Below are 23,169 nucleotides of genomic sequence, written 5' to 3'. Positions count from 1 at the left end.
TGCCTGGTCACATGAGTCCTTGGCAACGGCTCGGCCTGTGACTGGTCCGGCCTGCTGGCCGACGCCGGCGACCTGTCTTACGTCGATGAGACGCTGCAACGTATGCTCGATGCGGCGACGCCGAAGACTTCAACATGGTGATGCGCGCACTCTGCATGCGTGGCACAGCCAGTCGGACGTCAGCCGATCGGAAAAGCGTGACCGAGCCGCAACATTGCAAGAAGAAGTAAGGTGCAATCGCTGGCGAGACGACGCAAAATCCGCCGCGACCCGGCAATGCATCTGGCCGGATAAGCCGTGAGATCACCGGGACGAGGCGCCCATGAAAACAAGTAAACCCAAAGTGGCAACCTGGGCAGCTTCGCCCACAAAGGCAAGGCTTTTCGTACCGCACGACGCGCAACGCGACGCGCCATCACAAACCTGATGCGTCTCCTGCAGTTGTCCTGCGCGCCGTGCGCGAGTTGGCCGGATCCCCGCCGGGGTACGCCTGACGCTGCAGCCTGGCCCGAGTTGATCTCTCCATTCTTCGTCGCCCCGATACCAGGCGCTCGTACTTCACTTCGCACAGAGGACCCTGCCCATGAATCGCACCTACAAGTCACTTTGGAACGCCGCCACGGGCGCATGGGTGGCGGTTTCGGAGAATGCCAGTGCCCGCGGAAAACGCAGCCGCTCCCGCGTGCATGCAGGCCATGCGGTCGCCGCGTTGCTAGCCGTGGGCGTCTTCGGCATGAGCGGCTCTGCGCAGGCGAACTGCGTCACGACGGGCGCTGTCATCGACTGCAGTGGCGTCTCGCCGACCCCGGTGTACATGGAAAAAAGTTCGGTGCTCAACAACACCGGCACGCTCGGACAGTCGACGTTGGGAACGACCGGTGTTACCACGAATGCCACCATCCCCAGCACGATCAACAACGGCGGCACTATCCTCGGTGAAGACGGGATCCTCCTGAACGGCGCCAGCGTCCTCAACAACGCGGGCGGCCACATCACGGCGTTGCGCACGGGCATCAACGGAGTCGGGGGCGCTGCGACACTGAGGAATACCGCGGGTGCAAGCGTCGAGGGTACAAGCGGCTATGGCGTCGTGTTCTATGACGGCGGCTCGGTGCTGAACGCGGGCAACAGTTCCATCGTCTCGAAAGCCGGCGCCGCAGTCGGATTCGATGCCACCGGCAAGGTTGTCAACGAAGCGGGCTCGACCATCACAGGCGTCGGCTTCGCGGTCTACTTCAGCGCGGGCGACGCGACGCTGAGCAACGCCGGCCAGATGAACGGCTCCGTCGACATGCAGGGCGCGGTGAACGATGTGACGTTGTCCACGGGCGGCCAGATCGACGGCTATCTGCAGATCGGTAAAGCAGGCAACGTCGCCTCCACGCTGACACTGACGGGTGCCGGCGCTCAGCTCCACTCGCAGGCGGTGACCGGCGGCACGTTCTTCGGCGGCAAGCTCGTCAAGGATGGCATCGGGACTTGGACGCTCGACCGCGCGATCGGTGCCAACAGTGTGGCCATCCAGGCAGGCACGCTGGCCATGGGGTTGACCAATGTCTTCAACGCCAGCACGCCGGTGGGCGTTGGCGCGGGCGCCACCCTTGACCTGAGGGGCTTCGACCAGACCTTCGGTTCGCTGGCGGGCTCCGGCAACGTCGCGCTTGGCAGTGCCGCGCTCTCGGTCGGCGGCCCCGGCGTGAACACGGTGTTCTCCGGTACCGTTTCGGGCAAGGGCAGTCTGGCCGTCACGGGCGGCACGCTCGCCTTGACGGGCAACAACACCTTCGAAGGCGGACTGACGGTGAGCAGAAGCACACTGCTCGCCGGCAGCGACGTCAATCTTGGCGCGGCAGGCAGCAAGGTCAGCCTGAACGATGGCACGCTGCGTGCCACCGGTGCGTTCACGGTGGCCCGCGATGTGTTCATAGGCGGCATCGCGACGATCGACACCAACGGCTCCGATCTCACGCTGGCCGGTGCGCTGCGCTATCAGGGTATCTACGGTCAGTTCGAGAAGGACGGCCTGGGCACGCTGACGCTAGAGAGCGCGGGCAGCGACTACGTGGACCCCACGATCGTCAACGCCGGCACGCTCGCGCTCAAGGGTGCGGGCATCGTCGGCCGTCAAGATGTTTCCGTGGCGGCCGGCGCGACGGTCGATATCTCCCAGACCACCAACGGGGCGTCGTTGAATTTCCTTCGTGGCGCCGGCACGGTGGCCATCGGCAGCAAGATCCTCACGACTAACAACATCTCGAGCACAACCCAGTTCGACGGCGTGATCCAGGACGGCGGCATCGGCGGCGGCAAGGGCGGGGCGCTGCATATCCGGAACGCGGGAAGCTGGACACTCACCCAGGCGCAGACTTACACCGGTGGTACGACCCTCGATACAGGCAATCTGTACCTCACCGGCAACGGCGCGCTCGCGGTGGGCACCGCCCTCACGCTGGGAAACGGCGCGTTGTTCGATGTGAGCGGTTCGAACGCGGCGGCCCTCACGCTGGGCGACCTCAACGGTGGGACAAGCTCGATCGTCCTGGGCGACAAGGCCCTGACCCTGGGCACCGCCAACGACACGGTCTTTGCGGGCGGCATCGAGGGCGCAGGCGCCACCCTCATCAAGCAGGGCACCGGCACGCTGGTGCTGGACGGGTTCAATACCTACACCGGCCTCACGTCGGTGCAGGCCGGCAAGCTGGTGGTCGGCAGCGACAGTTCCACAGGCGCGCGCCTCAACGGCGCGGTCGACGTTGCCGCGGGTGCGACATTGGGCGGCCACGGGCGCATAGGCGGCGACGTGGCCATTGCCTCGGGTGCGCACCTGGCGCCGGGCAACTCGATCGGCACCCTCACCATCGACGGTAGCCTGGACCTGGCCAAGGGCAGCGTGCTCGACTTCGAATTCGGCGCGCCGGGCGGCAGCTTCTCGGTGCCGGGGGCGGGCGACAGCGTTGCGGTCGGCGGCAATCTGACGCTCAGCGGTGCCACGCTTAATGTGACAGACACCGGCGGCATGGGGGCCGGTCTGTACCGGCTCTTTAGCTACGGCGGAACGCTCACGCAGAGCAACGGCGGCATTGCACTGGGCAGCGTGCCGGCCGGCGGCATCCTGTCGCTTCAGTACCTTGCGGCGAGCAAGCAGGTCAACCTGATCAACACGGCCGGCTTGACGCTGAACTACTGGAACGGCAACGGCCTGGCCAGTGCGTCCCAGATGGGCGGCGGCGACGGCACCTGGAGCACCACGCAGCCGAGCTGGACCGATGCGACGGGTTCCGTCACCTCCGTGATGCAACCCCAGCCTGCCTTCGCGATCTTCGGTGGCGCGGCCGGCAAGGTGGTGGTCGACAAGAGCGGCGGCGCCGTGTCGGCCACGGGCATGCAGTTCGCGAGCGACGGCTATCGGCTGTCCGGCGACACGATCACGCTGGTCGCCGACAAGGCCGCGCCGGGCCCAGTCGAGGTCCGCGTCGGCGACGGCAGCGCGGGGAGCGCCGCGTGGAATGCGGCCATCGAGAACGTCATCGCGGGCACCGACGGGGTCCTGAAAACCGGCGCCGGCACGCTGGCGCTCTCGGGCTCCAACACCTACACCGGCGGTACCACCGTGCGCGGGGGCGCGTTGCAGATCGGCGCCGACAACAACCTGGGCGCGGCCAGCGGCGGCCTCACGCTGGACGGCGGCACGCTGCGCGTCGCGGGTGCGGCGGGCCCGGTGGCCATCGACTCCAAACGCGGGATCACGCTCGGCGCGGCCGGCGGCACGCTGGATCTCGTGGGCAGCTCGTTCGGGGCGGCCGGCGGCATCGCCGGCGGCGGCGGACTCACGGTCCAGGGCAATGGCGGCATCCTGAGCCTGACGACCGCAAACAGCTACGCCGGCAGCACCACGCTGCAGGACGGCGCGAGCATCTTCGTCTATGGCGGCGCCACCCTCGGTCAGGGCCCGGTACAGCAGCAAGGCAACGGCACCCAGCTTGCGTTCGGCGATGGCGCCGACGCCGGCACCAACAGCTACCGGGTCGGCCGCACCGGCAGCGCCGACAGCGCCAATGTGCTGTCGTTCGACGGGACTGCCACGGCCTCCACCGCCAAGCTCTCGCTCAACGGCGCCGGCTGGCAGACGCCGGGCGCGAACACGCTGGTCTTCGCCGGTGCCAGCACCGCGGCCAGCGCCACCATCACCAACCTGGGCGGCGCGGTCGACTTCACGCAGACTGGCAACGCAGGCAGAGCCACCATCTTCAACGGCGACAAGAGCTTGGTGCGCTTTGTGAACGCCGCATCGGCAGGAAGCGCGAACATCGGCAACCTCGACGGCGGTACCGTGTACTTCGCGGACACCGCCTCGGCCACGAACGCGCAAATCACCAACGCCAAGGGCGGAACCGTTGACGTGTCGGGCGTCACGTCCAAGACCGGCATCGCTGTCGGCGCTCTCGCGGGCGCGGGCGGCGTGGTGCTGGGGGCCGCCCAACTTACGGTCGGCGGCCTCAACACCAGCGACGTCATCGCTGGCGTGATCAGCGACAAGGGCAGCCAGTTCGCGCAGCCGGGCACAGGCACGGGTGGCTCTGTCGTCAAGGTCGGCAGCGGCACGCTCACGCTCTCGGGCGCCAACACCTATACGGGCGGCACGGCGCTGCGCCAAGGCCGGTTGAATGTCGGCCACAGCCAGGCGCTGGGCACCGGCGCGCTGACAATGGACGACGACACCACGCTGGGCTTTGGTGCGAACAACCTGACGATCACCAACGCGATCCAGCTCACGGGGCAGAACGATCCCATCATCGACACCGGCGCCTTCGACGGCACCCTGGGCGGTGCGATCAGCGGCGGCGGCTTCATCACCAAGCAAGGCACGGGCACACTGACGCTGTCGGGGGCCAACAGCTACACCGGCGTGACGAACATGGCGCAGGGCTCACTGAAGGCGGGGGCGGCGAACACCTTCAGCGCGGCCTCGGCGCACAGCGTGGCGACAGGTGCGACCCTGGACCTCGCCGGCCTCCGCCAGACGGTGGCCTCGCTGGCCAACAGCGGCACAGTCTCGCTCGCCGGTGCGGTCGCGGGCACCACGCTCACGGTCAACGGCAACTACGTGGGCACCAACGGCGTGCTCAAGATCGGCACCGCGCTGAACGGCACTGGCCCGTCGGACCGGCTGGTGATCAACGGCGGCACCGCCACCGGCAAGACCACCGTGCAGGTCACCAACCTCGGCGGCCTAGGCGCGTTCACCACGGGCAGCGGCATCGAGGTGATCACCGCGCAGAACGGAGCGACCACCACCGCGCAGACGACCAAGGACGCTTTCGTGCTTGCGGGCGGCCATGTGGATGCCGGCGCCTACGAGTACCGCCTGAACGCGGGCGATGCCGCCGGTGCGGGCGAAAACTGGTACCTGCGTTCGGACCGGCCTGCGGTTACGCCGCCGACGATGCCTGGCGCACCCGTGCTTCCCGTGGTCACATACCGCGCCGAAGCCTCTCTTTACGCGGCCCTGCCCAGTCAACTGCGCCAGGGCAACCTCGCGATGCTGGGCGATCTGCGTAAGCGCGTGGGTGACGACGACGTGAAGGGCACCGCCACCACGCCCGGCGGCGAAGACCGCCGCGCCTGGGCGCGGGTGCTCTCGACCGATATCGACATACGGCAAGGCGGCACGGTTTCGCCGACGAGCAAGGGCCGTCTCACGGGCTTCCAGGCTGGCACCGACTTGCTGGCGACGCCGAACTGGCGAGCCGGTCTCTATGTCGGCCAGCTCGACGGCGATGCGCACGTGAACGGCTTTGCCAGCGGCATCCAGAACCTGGGCGTGGGCCGCAACGACCTGCGCAACCAGTACGTGGGCATCTACGGCACCTACACCGATGGCGGCTTCTATGCCGATGCGGTGGTGCAGTCGGGCCGCCACCGCTACACGGTGCAGCCGAACGCCATGCTCGGCACCGAAGGCAAGGGCAACAGTCTGGTGGGTTCGATCGAGCTGGGCCAGGCCTTCGCGCTGGGCGGCAGCGGCTGGAGCATCGAGCCGCAGATGCAGCTGATCCATCAGCACATGGACCTGAACAACTCGGCCATCGCCGGCGCCGTCGCCACGGCGCAGGCCGACAGCGGCTGGATCGCGCGCGCCGGGGTGCGGGTCAAGGGCGAGATCGACACGGGTGCAGGCACGCTGCAGCCGTACGGCCGCTTCAATGTCTACAAGACGTCGAGCGGCGCGGACGTGGCGAGCTTCCTGAACGGCGCGACCCTGACCGACATCTCCGCGCCGACGGGCGGCAGGAGCACGGAGCTGGCCGGCGGCTTCACGCTGGCCTTGGGGCAGACAACCAGCCTGTATGGCGAGATCGGCAAGCTCTGGGCCAGCGGCGGCAATACCAAAGTGAAGAGTTCGGTGAATGGATCGCTGGGAGTGCGGGTGAAGTGGTAAACGACGGCTGAGTTTTTGTGCAAGCCGCGGCGTGAGGCGGAGGGCGTCACGCGCCGCCGACCGCAGCTTGCGCGGGAAGACGCGCAGCTTCGGCGAGGCGCTGCGCCACTGCGTTCAATACTGCGCCGGGAACCGCGTTCCCGCGCTTCCAGGTGCGCCCGGACCCACGCCCGCGACCGAGCATTCGTCCGTGAGCGCGAGGGCGGTGTAGAGCTTGGCCGCGGCCCTGCGCACCAGTTCCTCCGGCTGACGCTCCCACGAGGAACGTGAAGTTGGAGCGGTAGCGCAGTTGTGCGAACGGTGACGGGTCGCAAACGTCATACTGTATATTCATACAGTCTTCCACGTACAACTCCAGTACTCGTTTTCTTGTCCCACAGGCAGATCGATAGAGGAAATAACCCGTGAACCAATCCGAACTGTTCTATCCGCGGCCGGCGCTTCAGGCTCCGACTCAAGCCGTCACCCCGGAGCCCTCCGAGGACGACGCGCCCTTCGTTTTTGAGGAGGCCGTGCCAGAAGCCCGGGTCGCCTACATGGCGCGGCTCGTCGACTACCCGGCAGTGGAAGCGGTCAAGGTCGCGGAGCAGCGCTTCAGGCGCGAGCTCGATCGTCAGCTCGGCACCAATGTACTCCCGGCGCTGCGCGCGTTCCGGAACGCGAGTGAGTCAGGCGAGAGTGACCTGGCGAACGACGAGATCGCGCTGGCCAAGCGATGGGCGAAGGCCTACGACGCCGCGCGTACTGCAGGCTTCCGCGATTTGGGCGACGCCGACGAGGCGCACTTCGAAGTACGGCCGATTTGAAGTGTCGTGGCGCGGAGGACGAGCTTTGAAAGTCTGCTTTCTGAGGAGCTCGATCCCGCGGCGCAACATGTTCACATTGATGATTGCTTAATGCCACAGAGGCGATCGACACACTGGTCGGGATCTTGGCGAAGCGACTGGGACTGAGATCACGAAGGACGAAGCGACCCAAAAATGCGGCTAACGCCGGGGGATGTAGCGGCGGGCGCGAATTCTTCAACAGGACCTGCCGTGGAAACTGCGGCGCTGCCGGACGCTCAAATCCTTTCTGTCCGTTCTTGTTCTCCTTTCGTTGTGTGGAGGTGCGAATGAACCTTTTCGAAACCATCGCAGGCCATGCGGCCGCCATGCGCCTGCCGCTCTATGCGGTCACAGTGACCCGCGTTGCGCGCCGCCGCGATGCAGCGCTCCTGTCCCTTCATTGGCACGGCTTCCTGCGGCGCACGCCGTTGAAGATTCCCGGCGTGGACCTGCCGCCCCGGCCTGTGGCCCAGTCGATGGCGCGCCTGGACATGTCGGGGGAGCGGCTCGATGCGCTGGAGAACGCACTGCTCGAAGCGGCATGGCAGCTCGGCGCGTGGGACCTGGAGCGCGTGGTGCGCCCCGGGTGGTGGCGGCTGGGCGTGCCGGCGACCGAGGTGAGCGAGGCGCTGCGGGCCTTCGGCTACGTCAATGGCGACTTGGACGGCGACGAGCCGGAGCAAGGCGACCACACGATGGCGGAAGCGCCCGACCGTCAAGAGATGCTGCGCGAGGCCGGCCGCCGCGGCTATGTGCGCTGGCTCTTCAGGCCGCGCAAGTGCGGCATATGGTCTGCAGTGCACGACGGCTCCGACGAAACCCTCGACAGCACGGGCGGCCGGACGTTGCCTTGTCCTGTGGTTGCCGGGCCGCCGCGGGAAACTGAGCCCCAGCGTACCGTCTACCGGCTCGGCCGCGCAAGCGGATTGCAGCTTCGTCGCAGCTGAAAAAAACAGTCACAAAAAAAATCGTGTTCGCAGCCTCTTGAAGGCGCGCGCCGAAGCCCATAGCTCTCGCCCGCTGGCGCTTGCAAGCCGGCAAAAGGAAACGAACCGATCGCGCCGCCGGCGGGTGGCGCGGGTTCTCTTTTTGATGACCTTATCGCACAGGAGATCGAACATGAAACTTCATCCTCTCTACGACCGGGTGATCGTCAAGCGAATCGAACAGCAGCGCAAGACGGCGTCCGGCATCGTGATTCCGGATTCGGCCGCCGAGAAGCCCGAGCAGGGCGAGGTGGTCTCCACCGGCCAAGGCAAGCTGCTCGCGGACGGCACGCTGCGCCCCCTGCATCTGAAGGCGGGCGACCAGGTGCTCTTCGGCAAGTACGCGGGCCAGACGGTCAAGGTGGACGACGAGGAGCTGCTGGTGCTGCGCGAGGACGACGTCCTTGCCGTGATCGACAGCGGCGAGCGCGGCAACCTCAAGCGCGTCGCCTGACACGCCCGCGCATCGTCCGCTACAGACAGACAACCGATGAGTGAAGAAGAAGGAGCAATCTCGAAATGACTGCCAAAGACGTCCAGTTTCATGACAACGCCCGCCAGCGCATCGTCGCGGGCGTGAACATCCTTGCCGATGCGGTGAAAGTGACCCTGGGTCCGAAGGGCCGCAACGTGCTGCTCGAGCGCAGCTACGGCGCGCCGGTCATCACGAAAGACGGCGTGTCGGTCGCCAAGGAAATCGAGCTCGCCGACAAGTTCGAGAACATGGGTGCGCAGATCGTCAAGCAGGTCGCCTCCAAGACGGCCGACGTCGCGGGCGACGGCACCACCACCGCCACGGTGCTTGCGCAAGCCATCGTTCAGGAGGGCATGAAGCACGTGGCCTCGGGCATGAACCCGATGGACCTCAAGCGCGGCATCGACAAGGCCACGGCCGCCGTCCTGGACGAGCTGCACAAGCTCTCCAAGCCCATCTCTACCGGCAAGGAAATCGCGCAGGTGGCCGCGCTGTCCGCCAATTCGGACGAAGCCATCGGCAAGATCATTGCTGACGCGATGGAGAAGGTCGGCAAGGAAGGCGTGATCACCGTGGAAGACGGCAAGTCGCTCGACAACGAACTCGACGTGGTCGAGGGCATGCAGTTCGACCGCGGCTACCTGAGCCCGTACTTCATCAACGACCCCGAGAAGCAGGTGGCGCACCTGGAAGATCCGCTCGTGCTGCTGCACGACAAGAAGATCTCCAACATCCGCGAGCTGCTGCCGGTGCTCGAGGCCGCCGCCAAGGCCGGCAAGCCGCTCTTGATCGTGGCCGAGGAGGTCGAGGGCGAGGCGCTCGCGACGCTGGTGGTGAACTCGATGCGCGGTGTGCTCAAGGTCGCGGCCGTGAAGGCGCCGGGCTTCGGCGACCGCCGCAAGGCCATGCTTGAGGACATCGCGGTGCTCACCGGCGCCACGGTGATCTCCGAGGAAACCGGCAAGCAGTTGGACAAGGCCACGCTCGACGATCTTGGCAGCGCCAAGCGCATCGAGGTGCAGAAGGAGAACACCATCATCATCGACGGCGGCGGCGACCAGAAGCGCATCGATGCGCGCGTGAAGTCGATCCAGGCCCAGATCGAGCAGGCCACCAGCGACTACGACCGCGAGAAGCTGCAGGAGCGCGTTGCCAAGCTCGCGGGCGGCGTGGCGGTGATCCGCGTGGGCGCGGCCACCGAGGTCGAGATGAAGGAGAAGAAGGACCGCGTCGACGACGCGCTGCATGCCACGCGTGCGGCGGTGGCCGAAGGCATCGTGCCCGGCGGCGGCGTGGCGCTGCTGCGCGCGCGTGCCGCGATCTCCGGGCTCAAGGGCGCCAATACCGACCAGGAGGCCGGCATCCGCATCGCGCTGCGTGCGCTCGAAGCGCCGCTGCGCGCCATCGTCGCGAACGCGGGCGTGGAGCCTTCGGTGGTGGTGGCCAAGGTGCTCGAAGGCAAGGGCAACCACGGGTACGACGCAGCCACCGGCGAATACGGCGACCTGGTCGAGCTCGGCGTGGTCGATCCGACCAAGGTGACGCGTACCGCGCTGCAGAACGCCGCGTCGATCGCGGGGTTGATCCTCACGACGGACGCGACGGTCGCGGAACTGCCGAAGCCGCAGAAGGCTCCTGCGGTTCCGGCGGGCGGCGGCATGGACTTCTGAGTCCGCACGACCGGCCGCGGCGCACCTGCATCGCCGGTGCGCCGTGCGCCGTGCTGTGCTTGGGCGAGCGGTCGCGCGACGTCGCGCCCGACCATGTCGCGGCGTTCTTCCGGGCGCTCGCCCGCACTTCCCGCGGGGTGTCGCTCTGGCGGCGGAGGTCCCTCCGCCAGCGCCGCGGCGCCATGCGGCGCTGAAAACAAGCCCTGCCCAACGGAGACAGCCGTCGACAGCTCACGCGGGCTTTGCCGCGCATTCCTTTGAGTCGGACACGGCTTGGCTACACTGGAATGCTCACAACAGGGCTGCAGGATGTCAACTTTTAAAGTCGCTACTACCTCTGTATTTGTTGCTGCAATTCTCGGCGGCTGCGCAACCGTCCACCAGCAAGATCTGGACACGTGGGTAGGCGCGCCTGTGGAGGCACTTGACACCCACCCTCTGTTTCTCACGATGCCGATGTATCGAGCGCAGACTGACAGCGGGATCGAAACGCGCAACTATGTCAACGGCGAGAAGGTGGAGCAGTGCTTCACTAGCGCGGGCGCTCGCAGAGGGGACAAAAAATACGTGAGCCACACGGTGTTCACCACCTGCTCGCAGAGCAGCATCGTGTGCAACAACATCTTCTACATCCAGGCCGGAAAGGTCATTCGCTACGCGCCTACTGGCGCCTGCTACACCGACGACACGGTGCGTCCAAAGGCGGGCTATCTGCCGACGGAGCCCTCGGCAAGGTAGCGAGCACGCGTGGCGGGCTCCGCCCCTGAGATGACCGGGAAATTGGCTAGTCGAGCCTGTAGGAGAGACGAAGAACCCACGACATTTGATAGGCGAGCATGGCGGCAACGAAGAACTTGTGAAAGTACCTGTTGGCCGTCACAGTTCCCGCGATACAAAGAGCCAACAGGATTGGCGTGCGAATGAGGTACTCGAAGGCAAATTTCGCAAAGTGCGCTTCCCCCTTGATCAAGGTATCGACAACATCTAGCAGGAATGTTGCGCCCAGAAGGCCGAAGAACCAGGCGCGGCGTGCGTAGAAATAGTCTTCATAGCTTTCGTAGTCCCTCAAGCTATCGGGAAACAGCAGGGCGCATAGAAGGAACAGCACCACGGCGTAGCTGACGATGAAGGCGTAGGTTCCGAAGGTCCAGGCGTGGATCTGAAAAAGCCCGAACTCCCACCACCAAAAGTGCACCAGCGCCAGCAAGACGGACGCCACCCAGCCTAAGTGGACCGCGTAGAGCCGGTATTGCGTGGGATGCTGCACGATGCGTGCGAGGCCCAAGAGCAGTCGTGTGAGGCCGAGGCCGATCACCATGCCCATGACGACGCGGATGTGCGGGAAGATGTCGTGTGCGGAGATAACTTGTTGCTGCATTCGCTGAATGGCGATCGAGGACCGCGTCGAGAATTCGATTCTGAGCAGCAGTATCTCTCGTGGATGTTGCGATGCGGAGAGATCATCAACTGAATCCCTCCAGCGTCTTCACCACCCCGTGATGAATCAACCAGACGCCCTGAGGAGAACCGAACATGGCGACGAAGACGCAAGGTGATCTGCGACAGATCTCCGTACACATCGAAGAGCCCAAAGCCGGTGCATTCGAATGGGTGCTCAGCGAGGCGGATGCCGAGGACGCTGGCAACTGGCAACCCTTCCAGCGCTCCCGCAGGGCCGCGAGCACCTACAAGGCGGCGATGGCCGACGGTCTGGTCGCGCTCGAATCCCTGATCGACAACCTCGACAAAGGTCCCCGATCGAGCACGGCCCATGACCACGAGCCCGAGCCTGAGACCGCCCCGGAAAGGGAACGCGCCGGCAAGCGTGCTGCCCGCGCGGCGCCGAGGCAGGACCCGCCCGAGAAGCCGGTCGGACGCACCCGCACGGCATTCGGGTTCGGCGTGATGCCATAGCGCCTCGCCGGCCGCCAGTCGCCATCGCCGTGTGCGGCCTGTCCTCCGGGCAGCGCCGGTCGCGTCCCACATCGCCGTGGGCCAGCCAGCGCAATGCTGCCGGGCATCTTCGTACCCCAAGTACTCCCCAAGGAAAGTCCATGGCTACTGGCAGCAGAACCCTCTGGAAAGGCGCGATCACCTTCGGCCTGGTCCACATTCCCGTCGGCTTGCACACGGCGAGCATCGAGCAGGGCGTGGACTTCGACTGGCTGGACAAACGCACCATGGACCCGGTGGGCTACAAGCGCATCAACAAGAAGACGGGCAAGGAAATCGACAAGGACAACATCGTCAAGGGCGTCGAATACGAGGACGGCAAGTACGTCGTGATCTCGCCCGACGAGATCGAAGCCGTGTATCCGCGCACCACCCAGACGATCGAGATCCAGCGCTTCATCGATGCCAACGAAATCCCCTTCGTGTATCTGGAGCGCCCGTACTACGTGGCGCCGATCAACAAGGGGCAGAAGGTCTACGCGCTGCTGCGCGAGGTGCTGATCAAATCCGGCAAGGTCGGCCTGGCCAAGGTGGTCATCGCGACCAAGCAGCACCTGGCGGTGCTGGTGCCGTCGGGCAAGGCGCTGGTGCTCAACCTGCTGCGCTGGGGTGACGAGGTCAAGACGCTCGAAGGTCTCGACCTGCCCGCCGCCGGCGTCAAGGGTGCCAACGTATCGGCCGCGGAAATGAAGATGGCGGAGCAACTCGTGAATGACATGTCGGGCAAGTGGGAACCCGAGGATTTCAAGGACGAGTTCAAGCATGCGGTGATGAAAATCGTCGAGAAGAAGGTGAAGGCGGGCGACACGGAAACCGTGATCCAGCCGGAAGAGGAGGCGCCGGAAGAAGCCTCCAACGTGATCGACCTGACCGAGTTGCTCCAGCGCAGCCTCAAGGGAGGCGGATCGACCAAGACCAAGGCCCCCGCGGCCAGGAAGCGCAGCGCCAAGACCACGGCCAAGTCCACCACCAAGGCCAAGGCGCGAAAGACCACTGCGAAGAAGACGGCCGCTGCGTCCAAGAAGGCCGCATAGCGAACGGCAAGCCAAGCCGTCCGTTTGGGGAGCGGGGCGCGGCAATTGGAGCAACGACAAACGATGGCCAAGGGCGACGCGCTTTCCACGTACAAGTCCAAGCGGAATTTCGCGGTGACGGCGGAGCCCGCCGAGGGTGGCCGGCCGAGTCCTCACGCACTGTCGTTCGTCGTGCAAAAGCATGCGGCGTCGCGGCTGCACTACGACTTCCGGCTCGAGCTCGATGGGGTGATGGTTTCCTGGGCGGTGCCCAAGGGGCCCAGTTTCGACCCCAAGGAAAAGCGCATGGCCATCCACGTGGAGGACCATCCGATCTCCTACTCATCCTTCGAAGGAACGATTCCGCCGAAGCAGTACGGCGCCGGGACGGTGATCGTCTGGGACAACGGCACCTGGGAGCCGGTGGGCGATCCACGCAAAGGCCTGGCCGCCGGCAAGCTGGTGTTCCGGCTGCACGGCCAGAAGCTCGAGGGCCTGTGGGAACTGGTCAATATCGCCAAGGGCGGCGAGCGGCAGAAGCCCTGGATTCTGTTCAAGAAGAAGGACGAATACGCGCGCGCGCATGCCGACTACGACGTCGTGACTGCGCTGCCCGACAGCGTGATCGCCAAGCCGATAAAGAAGGTGCGCGCCCGTGGCACCGCGTCGGCGCGCCCGCCGCCTTCCAAGGCGCCCAAGCCGCTCGCCCGCGCGCGCGCGACGGCGCTGCCGGCGCAGATCAAGCCGCAGCTGGCGACCCTGGTCGCAGGCGTTCCGTCGGCCGGCGAGTGGCTCTACGAAATCAAGTTCGATGGCTACCGCCTCATGGCCCGGCTCGACAAGGGCGAGGTCGCGCTGATAACGCGCGGCGGACACGACTGGGCGGCCAGGATGCCGACGCTGGTGGCCGAACTCGGCGCCCTGGGCCTCGGCTCGTCGTTCCTGGACGGCGAAATCGTGGTGCTGGGACCTCGTGGTGCACCGGATTTCAACGCCTTGCAGAACGCCTTCGATCGCGGGCGAGACACCCAGGACATCGTGTTCTTCGTGTTCGACGCTCCTTTCTTCGAAGGCCAGGACCTCAGGCAGGTGCCGCTGCGCGATCGCCGGCAACTGCTCCACGACTTCCTTGCGGAGAAGGCCAGCGGACACGTCAGGTTCAGCGCCAATTTCGAAGCCGATCCGACGTCGCTGCTTCGCTCGGCCTGCCAGATGGAGATGGAAGGCGTGATCGCCAAGCGCGCCGACGCGCCTTACGTTTCCCGTCGCAGCGAAACCTGGCTGAAGCTCAAGTGCAAGCTGCGCCAGGAGTTCGTGATCTGCGGCTACACCGACCGCACCGACGAGGCCGGCCAGATCGGCAGCTTGCTGCTCGGTGTTCACGACGACGGCGGCAAGCTGGCGTCGGTCGGCAGCGTCGGCACAGGCTGGAGCGGCGAGGAAGCCCGTGAGATCAAGCAGAAGCTGCTGCCGCTGGCGGCCGCGAATTCGCCTTTCGAAAAAGGCGACACCAAGCCGGGTCGCTGGTCCAGGCGCAAGGCCGGCAGCGAGCGCTGGGTGAAGCCGCAATTGCTGGCGGAGGTCAGCTTTGCCGAATGGACGCCCGACGGGCAAATCCGCCACGCCTCGTTCATCGGCCTGCGCGACGACAAGCCCGCCAAGGTCATCGTGCGGGAGCGCCCCAAGGCCGTCGGCGCGCCTGCCGCTGCGGCGTCCAACCGCACGGCCGCCGGCTCGTCGAGCGCTTCGATCACGGTGACGCACGGCGACAGGGTCATCGATGCCACCACGGGCATCACCAAGCTGGATCTGGTGCGCTACTACGACTCTGTGGCCGAATTCATCCTGCCGCATCTCAAGGGTCGTCCCTGCTCTTTGGTGCGCGGCCCGACAGGCGTGACCGGACAGCTGTTCTTCCAGAAGCACGGCGAAAAGATCGGCATTCCGGGCATCACCGAACTGCCCGAGAGCCTGTGGCCGGGCCACGCCGCACTGCTGGAGATCGGCAACGCCAAGGCGCTCGCCGGCGCCGCCCAGATGAACGTGATCGAGTTTCATACGTGGAACTCGACAGCCAAGGCGATCGACAAGCCCGACCGCATGGTGTTCGACCTCGACCCCGGCGAAGGGACCGCCTGGGGCCACATCCAGGAAGCGGCGACGCTGGTGCGCGCGATGCTCGAAGCCCTTGGCCTGAAGGCATGGCTGAAAACGAGCGGGGGCAAGGGGCTGCATGTGGTCGTCCCGCTGGCGCCGCGATACGACTACGACACCGTCAAGGGGTTCTCCCAGGCGATCGTGCAGCACATGGCCAGGACGATCCCGGCGCGCTTCGTGGCCAAGAGTGGCCCGAGCAACCGCGTGGGAAAGCTGTTCGTCGACTACCTGCGCAACGGGCACGGTGCGACGACGGCGGCTGCGTTCTCGGCGCGCGCGCGGCCCGGCCTGGGCGTTTCGATCCCGGTTTCATGGGACGACCTGGGCAGCCTCAAGAGCGGCTCGCAATGGAACGTTCGAACGGCGCGCGAACACCTGTCTTTCCAGACAGAGGATCCATGGGCCGGCTACTGGAAAACGCGCCAGCCGCTGACGCAGGCCATGAAGCGACTCGGCTATGAAAAACGCTGACTGAACGAGGACAGGAAATCATGAAGCTTTCACATCTCGCCCTGACCGTGATCGAAGACCCGCTGCACGATGGTCGCTATCACTGGCTGCTCCTGACGGCCAGCGGCGATGCCGACCAGGTCAAGGAGTTCGACGCGTCGGACAAGTCCTTTGCATCCGCGCACGAAGCCTTCGAGGCGGGCGCCGTGCGGTGGCGACAGGAAATGTCGCGCGAGAACGAAGACGCCGACCCCGTCGGGGATGCCCGCATCGACTGACAGAAAGCCCCGGCATGAAGCAGGGCGGGGCGAACCTGGGTTCTGCAAGTCAGCCTGGGCAGGTTGATACAGATAGATGCGCCGCATTGACGCCTTTGGCCTCTTTCCCACGGCCGAAAAAAATGGCATGTTGATTTGCGTCGCAAAGGAGCCGCCATGCCCACCCCTCGCTCGATCGCCTCCCTGTCGCTCGGCTTCGGCCTGGTGTCGATACCCGTGCGGCTCTACACCGCCACCGAGAGTTCGGCGGCCATTCACTTCAACCTCCTGTCGAAGGAGGGGACGCGCGTGAAGCAGCAGTACGTTTCTGCGCTCAACCCGAAGAAGGTCATTCCCCGCGCGGAAATGGTCAAGGGCTACGAGTTCGATACGGACCGCTTCGTCATCTTCCAGCCCGACGAGCTGAAAGCGCTGGAGGATGGCGCGAGCCACCTGATCGACATCGTCGCGTTCATTCCCGCCGACGCGGTCGATCCGATCTACTACGACAAGCCGTATTTCCTCGCGCCGGACAAACGCGGCGGCAAACCGTACAACCTGCTGAAGAAGGCGATGCTGACGAGCGGGCGCTGCGCCTTGGCGAAGTGGGCCTGGAAGTCCAAGCAGTACGTGGTTCAGGTGCGCGCGCAGGAAGACGGACTCGTCCTGCAGCAGTTGCTGTATGCGCAGGAGGTGCGCTCCATCCAGGACCTCGGCATCGAGAAGCTCGAACCCTCGGCCGCGGAACTGAAGCTGGCACTGCAGCTGATCGATCAGATTTCGCAGGACAGCTATGACCCGACGATGTTCGAGGACGAGGAGCAAAAACGCATCCTGGCGGCCATCGACGCGAAGATCGCGGGCCAGGAGATCGTGGCGACCGAACATCCCGAGGACGGCGAATCTTCCGGCCAGGTGATCGACCTGACGCAGATGCTCATGGCGAGTCTCGACCGCAAGGGCGGGGGCGCGCACAAGCCGCGGACGATGCCGGCCAAAGGCACCCAGGTGGTGACGCCCATCCGCAAGCCGATCGCCAAGGCCAAGCGCGCGCCCAAGGCTGCTGCAAAGGCAGCCGCACCTGTGCCACGCACGAGAATGAAAAAGTGACGGCGCCCGAGGAATTCCCGCTGTCGCTGCGCTACGTGCTGAAGTCGTTCGGCCTGTCGCGCCACACGGTGCTCAAGCTGATCGAGCTCGGCTTCGTTGCGCCGGTGAAGGCGGATGACAAGGTCTGGAAATTTTCCTTCCAGGACCTCGTGCTCCTTCGGTCCGCAAATGAATTGCGAGCGGCACGTATTCCCACGCGGCAGATTCTCAAGGCGCTGCGCCAGCTTCGTGCGTCGCTGCCCGAAGATCAGCCGCTGCAGGGCATGCGGATCACGTCCGAAGGGGATCGCGTGACGGTCCGCTTCGGAGATGCGCACTGGGAACCCCGGACGGGGCAGTTCGTGCTGGACCTTCAGATCAGGTCTGGCGAAAGCCCTCTGCGCTTTTTTCCCTCGAAACCTGGGCCGAGTGTGGGCGCCGCCGTGCTCGATGCGCGTTTTGCCGAGGCTGAAGCGTTGGAAGAAACGGCCCCCAGGATCGCCGAGGCGCTCTACCGAAGCATCCTGGCGGACGACCCCACGTATGCCCACGCGTACCTGAATCTCGGCTTCATGCTCTGCGAATCCGGCGAGTTCGATGCGGCTGCGTCGCTCTACGAAAAGGGGTTGCGGTTCTGTCCCGACGATCCGCTGATGCATTTCAATCTCGCCGTGGCGCTCGAGGGTGTCGCCGACGTGGACGGTGCGTTGGCGAGCTACGAAGAGGCGCTGCGGCTGCAACCGGACCTGCTCGACGCACATCGGAACGCGGCCCTGCTGTATGCCGACAGCGGACGGCAGCAGATGGCCATCCGGCACTTCAGCGCATTCCGGCGATTGCAAGCCGGCAAGCAGCCGACCTGAAGCGACAAACCTGCGCGTCGCCGCTGCTCGAAGGCTCAACCCCGGCTTGTGCAGTCCGCTGAGGGCGCCAATTTCCCGAGAACGACTTTGCCTTTCATCCACAGCGACAGGGAAAGTCTTTACGCCAGTCACGACGTAGAGCCGCGCTCGCCGAGTGCGGCATCACAAGCTTGTGAGGACAGACGGGGAGCCAGCCATCAGGCAAGAGTTGGCGCGAATGCGCGCGGTAGCGACAAACGTCACCGAAGTGCGACGCCAGCACGAGATTGAGCGGCGTGCATGTCGTGGATCCATGAAAAAAGCCCTCACGGGGGAGGGCTTCGGAAAATGGTCGTGAACTCTTACGCGGTCCACGCTACGGCAAATTCGTTTGCAGAAGTCAATGTTGTTTTTCTCGTCGTGGTGACTTCGACGCGCTGCTTTGGGATTCAGCTTGCTCGGCCGAGCAACACCCGGTGACCAGGTGACACGCAATTCTAACCGATCTGCTTCTCCTCACGGATCGGCGCTCGGGCGTCTTGGCGACACGGGTTTGTTCTCCTGGTGTCTCTCCCAAAGATAAAGGCCGGGCAGGGCCAGAAGATGCGCCACGGCCGCGATGAGCCCGGCCGCGAACAGCGCGACGGCGAAGAGCGGCATCGCCGCAATCTCCAGAATCGTCCGGATCAACTTCATGTTCGTGCCTTCCGGCCTCGAGTGTTTGAGACGTAGGTGCAGCGCGTGCGGGCGCAGCCGCCGATGGAGGTCATCATCGCTTCGCCAGCGCTCGTCGGCCGAGTTCAGTGATCTGGTGCACTCGCGCCTCGGCGAGCTCGGGGTCCGAAGAGATCACGACCGCGTTGACGAAACCCACCGTGTGGAGCATCTCGACGCAAGCGACGGCCGGCTGCCCGGTGACCACGAGCGGAAACTCGCGTCCTTGCAGTTCGCGCAGAAAGTCCATTGGCTCAAGCTTCATCGTCGCGCGGCCTCCTGACAGTGGGCTGCTGCCGCGAAGCTCCCGCGGCCCAGCCGTGACCTCCTGCCCGCCGAAGGCGATCGCCCCCGGTCCTCCATGGCAAACCCGGCCGCAGTCCTTACGCTCCCACCTGCAGTCCTGCCGCCGATCAAACGATCCGTCATACGTGCTCCCCAATGCCGTTCCAGTGCACCAGCACTTTCCGCAGCGGTGAAGGCCATCGCTATCCGCCAAAAGCGACGCCAACTGCCCGTACCTGTCCTACGCTGCGCGAGCGGCAGATCGCAAGGCGGTAATGCGACGCGCGTGGTGCCGCTCGTGCCTTCATGTCGGGGGACCGCTTCTCTTGGTCATGAGACGCGGGGCGTCGTTTGGTTCGCCGCGCGCCTTAGGCTGCCTCGGCGCTGCGGCTACACTGCCGCCGCTCGCCGTGGGCATCCGCCTGCGGTGTGCAGAGGCTCTTCGCCTGATCTCTCGTCATAGGAAAAAATCAACAGTGAACCGCATCGAACTCGTCGAAAAAATCGCCACCACCCACACCGTCAGCAAGGCCGAAGCCGCGCGCATCCTCGAGACAGTCACCAGCGCGATCGTCGCCGCCGTCAAAAAGGGCGATCCCGTGCAGATCGTCGGCTTCGGCACTTTCAAGCAAGTCGCGCGTGCGGCCCGCACTGGCTTCAATCCGCAGGCCGGCACCGCGATCAAGATCGCGGCGCAGAAGGTGCCGAAGTTCGTGCCCGGCGCTGCGTTCAAGGCCGCGGTGGACCCGAAGGCGGCCAAGCGCAAGGCGGACAAGGCCGCAGCGGCCAAGCCTGCTCCCAAGAAGGCCGCTGCAAAGAAGAAGTAAGCATCGCGCAGCACTGCGCAAAACGAGCCAGTGGCCCTTCGGGGCCGCGTTGCTTTGCGGGTTCTTTCGCGGGTACGTTGAAGCTCGGCAAACGGCCGCCCGACGAGCGGTACGCCTCGGTAGGTGGCCGTTGTTTTGTGTGCTGTTGTGCCTCACGCGGATCGGAGTTTGCGCCGCTGCTTGATGCCCAATGCGAATTCGTGCGGCGCGTTCTGCAAGCTGATGCCGAGCGCGCTCTCCATCGACCGGATCTGAGACGTCATTTCATGGATCTCGCGCGCCAGCGTCGACGTGCTGGATCGTTCATGCGCGTTGCAAGGGACCGGGTAGGATCGCGCAGAAGGTGGCGATGAATCGACATGCTGCAGCATCTCGGCAACGCGATGGTGGATGTCGCGCACCGAGGCACGAAGTGCACGCATCGCGCTATCGATGTCCGCGTCATGTCGCAACATGGCGTCCCGCACGGTCGTTCCATCTACCCGTTGGTCATCGCTTGAAAGTGGGGCCTTCGGCGGGATGCGGCTCATCGCACGAAGACGCGAGCATTTGCATGATGGTGCACGCGGGAACGCCATGCCGGACAATGCCGACATCTGTGGCGATAGTGTTCGTCGGTCACGCAGTCGCGCCTTGCGCAAATCGGATCTGGCAGGCGTTCCGCGTGACTGGCGTGACCGTGCGAATTTGCACGATTCCGCGTCCCGACCACGGGGTGGAACGTTGAATCGCTGCGTGCTGCCTCGTAGGATCGGCACCGGTTAGGAGAGCATCCGATGGAATCACCAAATTGCCCATCCCGCGGTGTCGCCACGCAAGGCAAGCAGATCCGTGTGTGCTGGCGCTCAGACATCGCGCATCACGAGGACGACGAACATTGCGACGGCGGACTCTGGGTGGAGATGACCTGCGCAGCGCTGAGAGAAGCGGCAGCGATCTGCGAGGTCCAGGACGCACGCCATGGCGCAGGATCGCATTGGATCGCGGAGCGCACGCGTTCGGATTCGGAATTTGCGGGGCGATTTTCGAACGTCGCTGCAGCCGAAACTGTGCGCGGCCGAACTGAGTCGAGGTCCCTGTCCCAGTCCAAGGCTTGAAGCAGCTCTTGCGCTGATGAATCTGCCGCGCGAGCATTGAGGTGCACGGCGATTGAAGTACGGCAGCTCGATCGCTCCGCGCCTCGGGACGCTGTCTATCCACGCCGAGTGCTGTCGTGCCGGTCAATGCAGGCCAGCCTTGCGCAGGCGCTCTAGCGCCATCGCCTGGTCTTCCTGACTACCGCCGCAGACCATGTCCCGGTAGCCGCCGTCACTGCTGAAGACGCGGACGGCTGTGCAGTCTCCTGCCTGAGCCAGCCGCACCAGGTCGCGCAGCTTCTGCATCATCTCTTCGCCTTCACCGTGGTTGCTCTTCTTCGGCATCGATCAAATGTATGCCATGGCAATGCGCAATATCCGGTGGCGCGAAAGTTAAAAAATAGCAGTTGTTTCCTTGTGAAAATCTACGCAGTTTTTCAGGCAGACCGGACGAGATGCACGTTCGGACAGCCTGTCAGGGATTTCTCGCCACCGCGACGCCGGATGCCACCTCGTTAGTGGCGGCTCATCGCGATAAGGCACGTGCTCGACGCAAGCCACGCGGCGCAGTCTTGAGGCATGTGCGCCTCCGACAGCTTGAAGGCAGCACGGCCCTGCAAGGAAGGGGCACGGTTGGCGCCGGACAACGGTCGCCGTCTCCTTCTTTGGCCGCCGCCTATCCGCCGTGCTTTTCTTCTTCATGGCCTGGCACATCGGGTGGATCCTTGAGGGCTCGCCTCATGAAGGCCGCGATGCGTTCGAGTTGTTCGGCCGAAAAGAGGCCCACCATTTCGACGCGCCCGGCTCCAGCCTTCCATTGCACATAGTTGCCGATGACTGATCCGCTCGGCTGCTCCGCCGACACGACTTGATCCAGCGCATGCTGCAGATCCCCGGGTCGCCACGACTTCTTCTTTGAGCCAGAAGTGCCGAGGATCGAAGCGAAGTCTGATGCACGAAGTTCGAGCGGAGCTTCAGCCGTGTAGCGCGAGCCGGACTTCAACTTGGCGTGCGCCGCATGATCAATCGATTGCTTGTTGTTCACGTAAAGAAAGATCGGTGTGTGCTGTCCGTCGAGTGCGCCGAAGTGTTCCTCAAGCGCTCGCCGGCTGATCCTTACGGGGACGCTGGTCTTGCGATACCGCACGCGGACATGCAGCCACTCTCCTTCATCGTCGCTGTTCTCCCGTGGCGTTTCCATGCGCGGCGTTGTCCGACATTGCCTGCTGGGGTCGTGAGCAAGCAGTACACGGCGGATGCGCCACCGGCGAGGGTTCGGCGTTCACGCAAAGGGTGCCTTGCGGACCGTGGCGCCGATTGACTCGGCCGGTGCAGGCGCACGCACCTTAGGCAAAAGGGCCCGCTGTGTGTGCAGATGTGACGCTGCAGGTGCTTGCAATGGCATACGGCGTGATGAAGTTCACGTTTTCGGAAGCGTGAGAAGCCTAACTGAGGGTTATCTGGTGGCGGCGCCGCGGCTCCCGAGCGCTGAGGAGTCCCCGGAACGGCCGGCTTGCACATGACCCATCGGATGCACCGCCGGTTGCGTGATCGCACAAGTACGATCGACCGTCTCGTCACGAACGAGAGCTGCGCCCGTCTGGTGTGAGCTGGTGCCTGGCTGGGCCCCGCGCCAAATGCGCACAGGCTCGGACGTCGATACACAACAGGCGCGAGCTTTGCTCGGTGCGTACGCACATGCAGCGAGCGGCACCGCGCGGCCTCAAGCCTGCGATCCGGTCTCGGCAGGCAGGCCAAGCTGAGATTGGAACGCCGTAGGGCGGTTGGCGAACCGCAGCGGTGCCATGCGACGCTGGGTTTTCATGAACGCGCGCGTGCCCTTAACGACGGCGGGCGATAAACCCGTAGATGGCCAGCACGACGACGGCGCCGACTACTGAAGCTACGAAGTCGGCTCCTGCCCCAGCGGTATACCAACCCATGGCTTGTCCAAGGTAAGTGGCCAGAAGGGAACCCGCGATGCCGAGTACTGTCGTCAATATGAAGCCCATGGCTTGTTTGCCAGGCAGCAAGGCTCGTGCAGCAAGCCCGGCGATGAACCCGATGAGGATGGTCCAGATGATTCCCATGCTTGTTCTTTCGATGAGG

Annotated in this window: 20 protein-coding genes and 1 pseudogene; 13 read left to right on the top strand and 8 right to left on the bottom strand. The window is 64.9% G+C overall.

Translation table 11 applies throughout. The annotated features are described in order from the left end of the window. Nucleotides 1-583 precede the first annotated feature (583 nt). Nucleotides 584-6,439, top strand: coding sequence for an autotransporter outer membrane beta-barrel domain-containing protein (locus tag QF040_RS07390; RefSeq protein ID WP_429610489.1), 5,856 nt, complete (start codon nucleotides 584-586; stop codon nucleotides 6,437-6,439). Between the two features lie 131 nt (nucleotides 6,440-6,570). On the opposite strand, the pseudogene QF040_RS07385 reads toward QF040_RS07390, so the two are convergent. Continuing rightward, nucleotides 6,571-6,773, bottom strand: a pseudogene (locus tag QF040_RS07385) (PHP domain-containing protein); the annotation flags it as partial. A 70-nt stretch (nucleotides 6,774-6,843) separates the two neighbouring features. On the opposite strand from QF040_RS07385, the gene QF040_RS07380 reads away from it, so the two are divergent. The 5 genes from QF040_RS07380 (at nucleotide 6,844) to QF040_RS07360 (ending at nucleotide 11,135) form a co-directional block, all read left to right on the top strand. Then, complete coding sequence (locus tag QF040_RS07380; RefSeq protein ID WP_429610488.1) at nucleotides 6,844-7,245, top strand: hypothetical protein; 402 nt, start codon at nucleotides 6,844-6,846, stop codon at nucleotides 7,243-7,245. A 308-nt stretch (nucleotides 7,246-7,553) separates the two neighbouring features. Beyond that, nucleotides 7,554-8,213: a diguanylate cyclase gene (locus QF040_RS07375; RefSeq protein ID WP_429610487.1), complete on the top strand. Its 660-nt coding sequence runs from the start codon at nucleotides 7,554-7,556 to the stop codon at nucleotides 8,211-8,213. Nucleotides 8,214-8,385: 172 nt separating this feature from the next. After that, nucleotides 8,386-8,706: a co-chaperone GroES gene (locus tag QF040_RS07370; protein ID WP_307613184.1), complete on the top strand. Its 321-nt coding sequence runs from the start codon at nucleotides 8,386-8,388 to the stop codon at nucleotides 8,704-8,706. 65 nt (nucleotides 8,707-8,771) lie between these two features. Further along, on the top strand, nucleotides 8,772-10,397 hold the full coding sequence (gene groL, locus QF040_RS07365) for a chaperonin GroEL (protein WP_429610486.1): 1,626 nt from the start codon (nucleotides 8,772-8,774) through the stop codon (nucleotides 10,395-10,397). Nucleotides 10,398-10,847: 450 nt separating this feature from the next. Next, the gene (locus tag QF040_RS07360; protein ID WP_429610485.1) at nucleotides 10,848-11,135 is read left to right on the top strand and encodes a hypothetical protein; all 288 of its coding nucleotides are present in this window, start codon (nucleotides 10,848-10,850) and stop codon (nucleotides 11,133-11,135) included. A 46-nt stretch (nucleotides 11,136-11,181) separates the two neighbouring features. On the opposite strand, the gene QF040_RS07355 is transcribed toward QF040_RS07360, so the two are convergent. Continuing rightward, the gene (locus tag QF040_RS07355) at nucleotides 11,182-11,775 is read right to left on the bottom strand and encodes a hypothetical protein (RefSeq protein ID WP_429610484.1); all 594 of its coding nucleotides are present in this window, start codon (nucleotides 11,773-11,775) and stop codon (nucleotides 11,182-11,184) included. A 155-nt stretch (nucleotides 11,776-11,930) separates the two neighbouring features. Between QF040_RS07355 and QF040_RS07350 the strand changes: the two genes are divergently transcribed. From QF040_RS07350 to QF040_RS07325, 6 genes are all read left to right on the top strand, one after another. Next, nucleotides 11,931-12,311, top strand: coding sequence for a hypothetical protein (locus QF040_RS07350; RefSeq protein ID WP_429610483.1), 381 nt, complete (start codon nucleotides 11,931-11,933; stop codon nucleotides 12,309-12,311). A 140-nt stretch (nucleotides 12,312-12,451) separates the two neighbouring features. Continuing rightward, on the top strand, nucleotides 12,452-13,384 hold the full coding sequence (locus QF040_RS07345; protein WP_429610482.1) for a Ku protein: 933 nt from the start codon (nucleotides 12,452-12,454) through the stop codon (nucleotides 13,382-13,384). A gap of 63 nt (nucleotides 13,385-13,447) precedes the next feature. Beyond that, nucleotides 13,448-15,991, top strand: a complete 2,544-nt coding sequence (gene ligD, locus QF040_RS07340; protein ID WP_429610481.1) for a DNA ligase D — start codon at nucleotides 13,448-13,450, stop codon at nucleotides 15,989-15,991. A 20-nt stretch (nucleotides 15,992-16,011) separates the two neighbouring features. Further along, entirely contained in the window at nucleotides 16,012-16,248 is a 237-nt protein-coding gene (locus QF040_RS07335) for a hypothetical protein (RefSeq protein WP_013541218.1), read from the top strand. Between the two features lie 156 nt (nucleotides 16,249-16,404). After that, on the top strand, nucleotides 16,405-17,337 hold the full coding sequence (locus tag QF040_RS07330) for a Ku protein (protein WP_429610480.1): 933 nt from the start codon (nucleotides 16,405-16,407) through the stop codon (nucleotides 17,335-17,337). Next, nucleotides 17,334-18,179, top strand: a complete 846-nt coding sequence (locus tag QF040_RS07325; RefSeq protein WP_429610479.1) for a tetratricopeptide repeat protein — start codon at nucleotides 17,334-17,336, stop codon at nucleotides 18,177-18,179. Before QF040_RS07330 ends, QF040_RS07325 begins: the two co-directional genes overlap by 4 nt. 495 nt (nucleotides 18,180-18,674) lie before the next feature. On the opposite strand, the gene QF040_RS07320 is transcribed toward QF040_RS07325, so the two are convergent. Together QF040_RS07320 and QF040_RS07315 are read right to left on the bottom strand one after the other, a co-directional pair. Beyond that, complete coding sequence (locus QF040_RS07320; protein ID WP_429610478.1) at nucleotides 18,675-18,854, bottom strand: hypothetical protein; 180 nt, start codon at nucleotides 18,852-18,854, stop codon at nucleotides 18,675-18,677. A gap of 73 nt (nucleotides 18,855-18,927) precedes the next feature. Next, nucleotides 18,928-19,137: a hypothetical protein gene (locus tag QF040_RS07315; protein WP_429610477.1), complete on the bottom strand. Its 210-nt coding sequence runs from the start codon at nucleotides 19,135-19,137 to the stop codon at nucleotides 18,928-18,930. Between the two features lie 295 nt (nucleotides 19,138-19,432). Here QF040_RS07315 and QF040_RS07310 point away from each other — a divergent pair, with 295 nt between their 5' ends. Then, a complete protein-coding gene (locus QF040_RS07310) occupies nucleotides 19,433-19,984 on the top strand; it encodes an HU family DNA-binding protein (RefSeq protein ID WP_429610476.1) in 552 nt (183 codons plus the stop codon). A 152-nt stretch (nucleotides 19,985-20,136) separates the two neighbouring features. Here the strand turns inward: QF040_RS07310 and QF040_RS07305 are convergent, their stop codons facing one another. The 4 genes from QF040_RS07305 to QF040_RS07290 form a co-directional block, all read right to left on the bottom strand. After that, nucleotides 20,137-20,514 carry a hypothetical protein gene (locus tag QF040_RS07305; protein WP_429610475.1) on the bottom strand — a complete coding sequence of 126 codons (378 nt, stop codon included), beginning with the start codon at nucleotides 20,512-20,514 and terminating at the stop codon, nucleotides 20,137-20,139. A 690-nt stretch (nucleotides 20,515-21,204) separates the two neighbouring features. Next, nucleotides 21,205-21,405 carry a hypothetical protein gene (locus QF040_RS07300; RefSeq protein WP_429610474.1) on the bottom strand — a complete coding sequence of 67 codons (201 nt, stop codon included), beginning with the start codon at nucleotides 21,403-21,405 and terminating at the stop codon, nucleotides 21,205-21,207. 331 nt (nucleotides 21,406-21,736) lie between these two features. Further along, nucleotides 21,737-22,261: a hypothetical protein gene (locus QF040_RS07295; protein ID WP_429610473.1), complete on the bottom strand. Its 525-nt coding sequence runs from the start codon at nucleotides 22,259-22,261 to the stop codon at nucleotides 21,737-21,739. A gap of 640 nt (nucleotides 22,262-22,901) precedes the next feature. After that, a complete protein-coding gene (locus QF040_RS07290; protein WP_429610472.1) occupies nucleotides 22,902-23,150 on the bottom strand; it encodes a GlsB/YeaQ/YmgE family stress response membrane protein in 249 nt (82 codons plus the stop codon). Nucleotides 23,151-23,169: the final 19 nt, after the last annotated feature.

This window comes from Variovorax sp. W2I14 (genome assembly GCF_050435205.1).
In the GTDB taxonomy this organism is placed as follows: Bacteria; Pseudomonadota; Gammaproteobacteria; order Burkholderiales; family Burkholderiaceae_C; genus Variovorax; species Variovorax paradoxus_C.
Note: the sequence above shows the minus strand (reverse complement) of the source record. Positions and strands in the feature narration are given on the sequence as shown.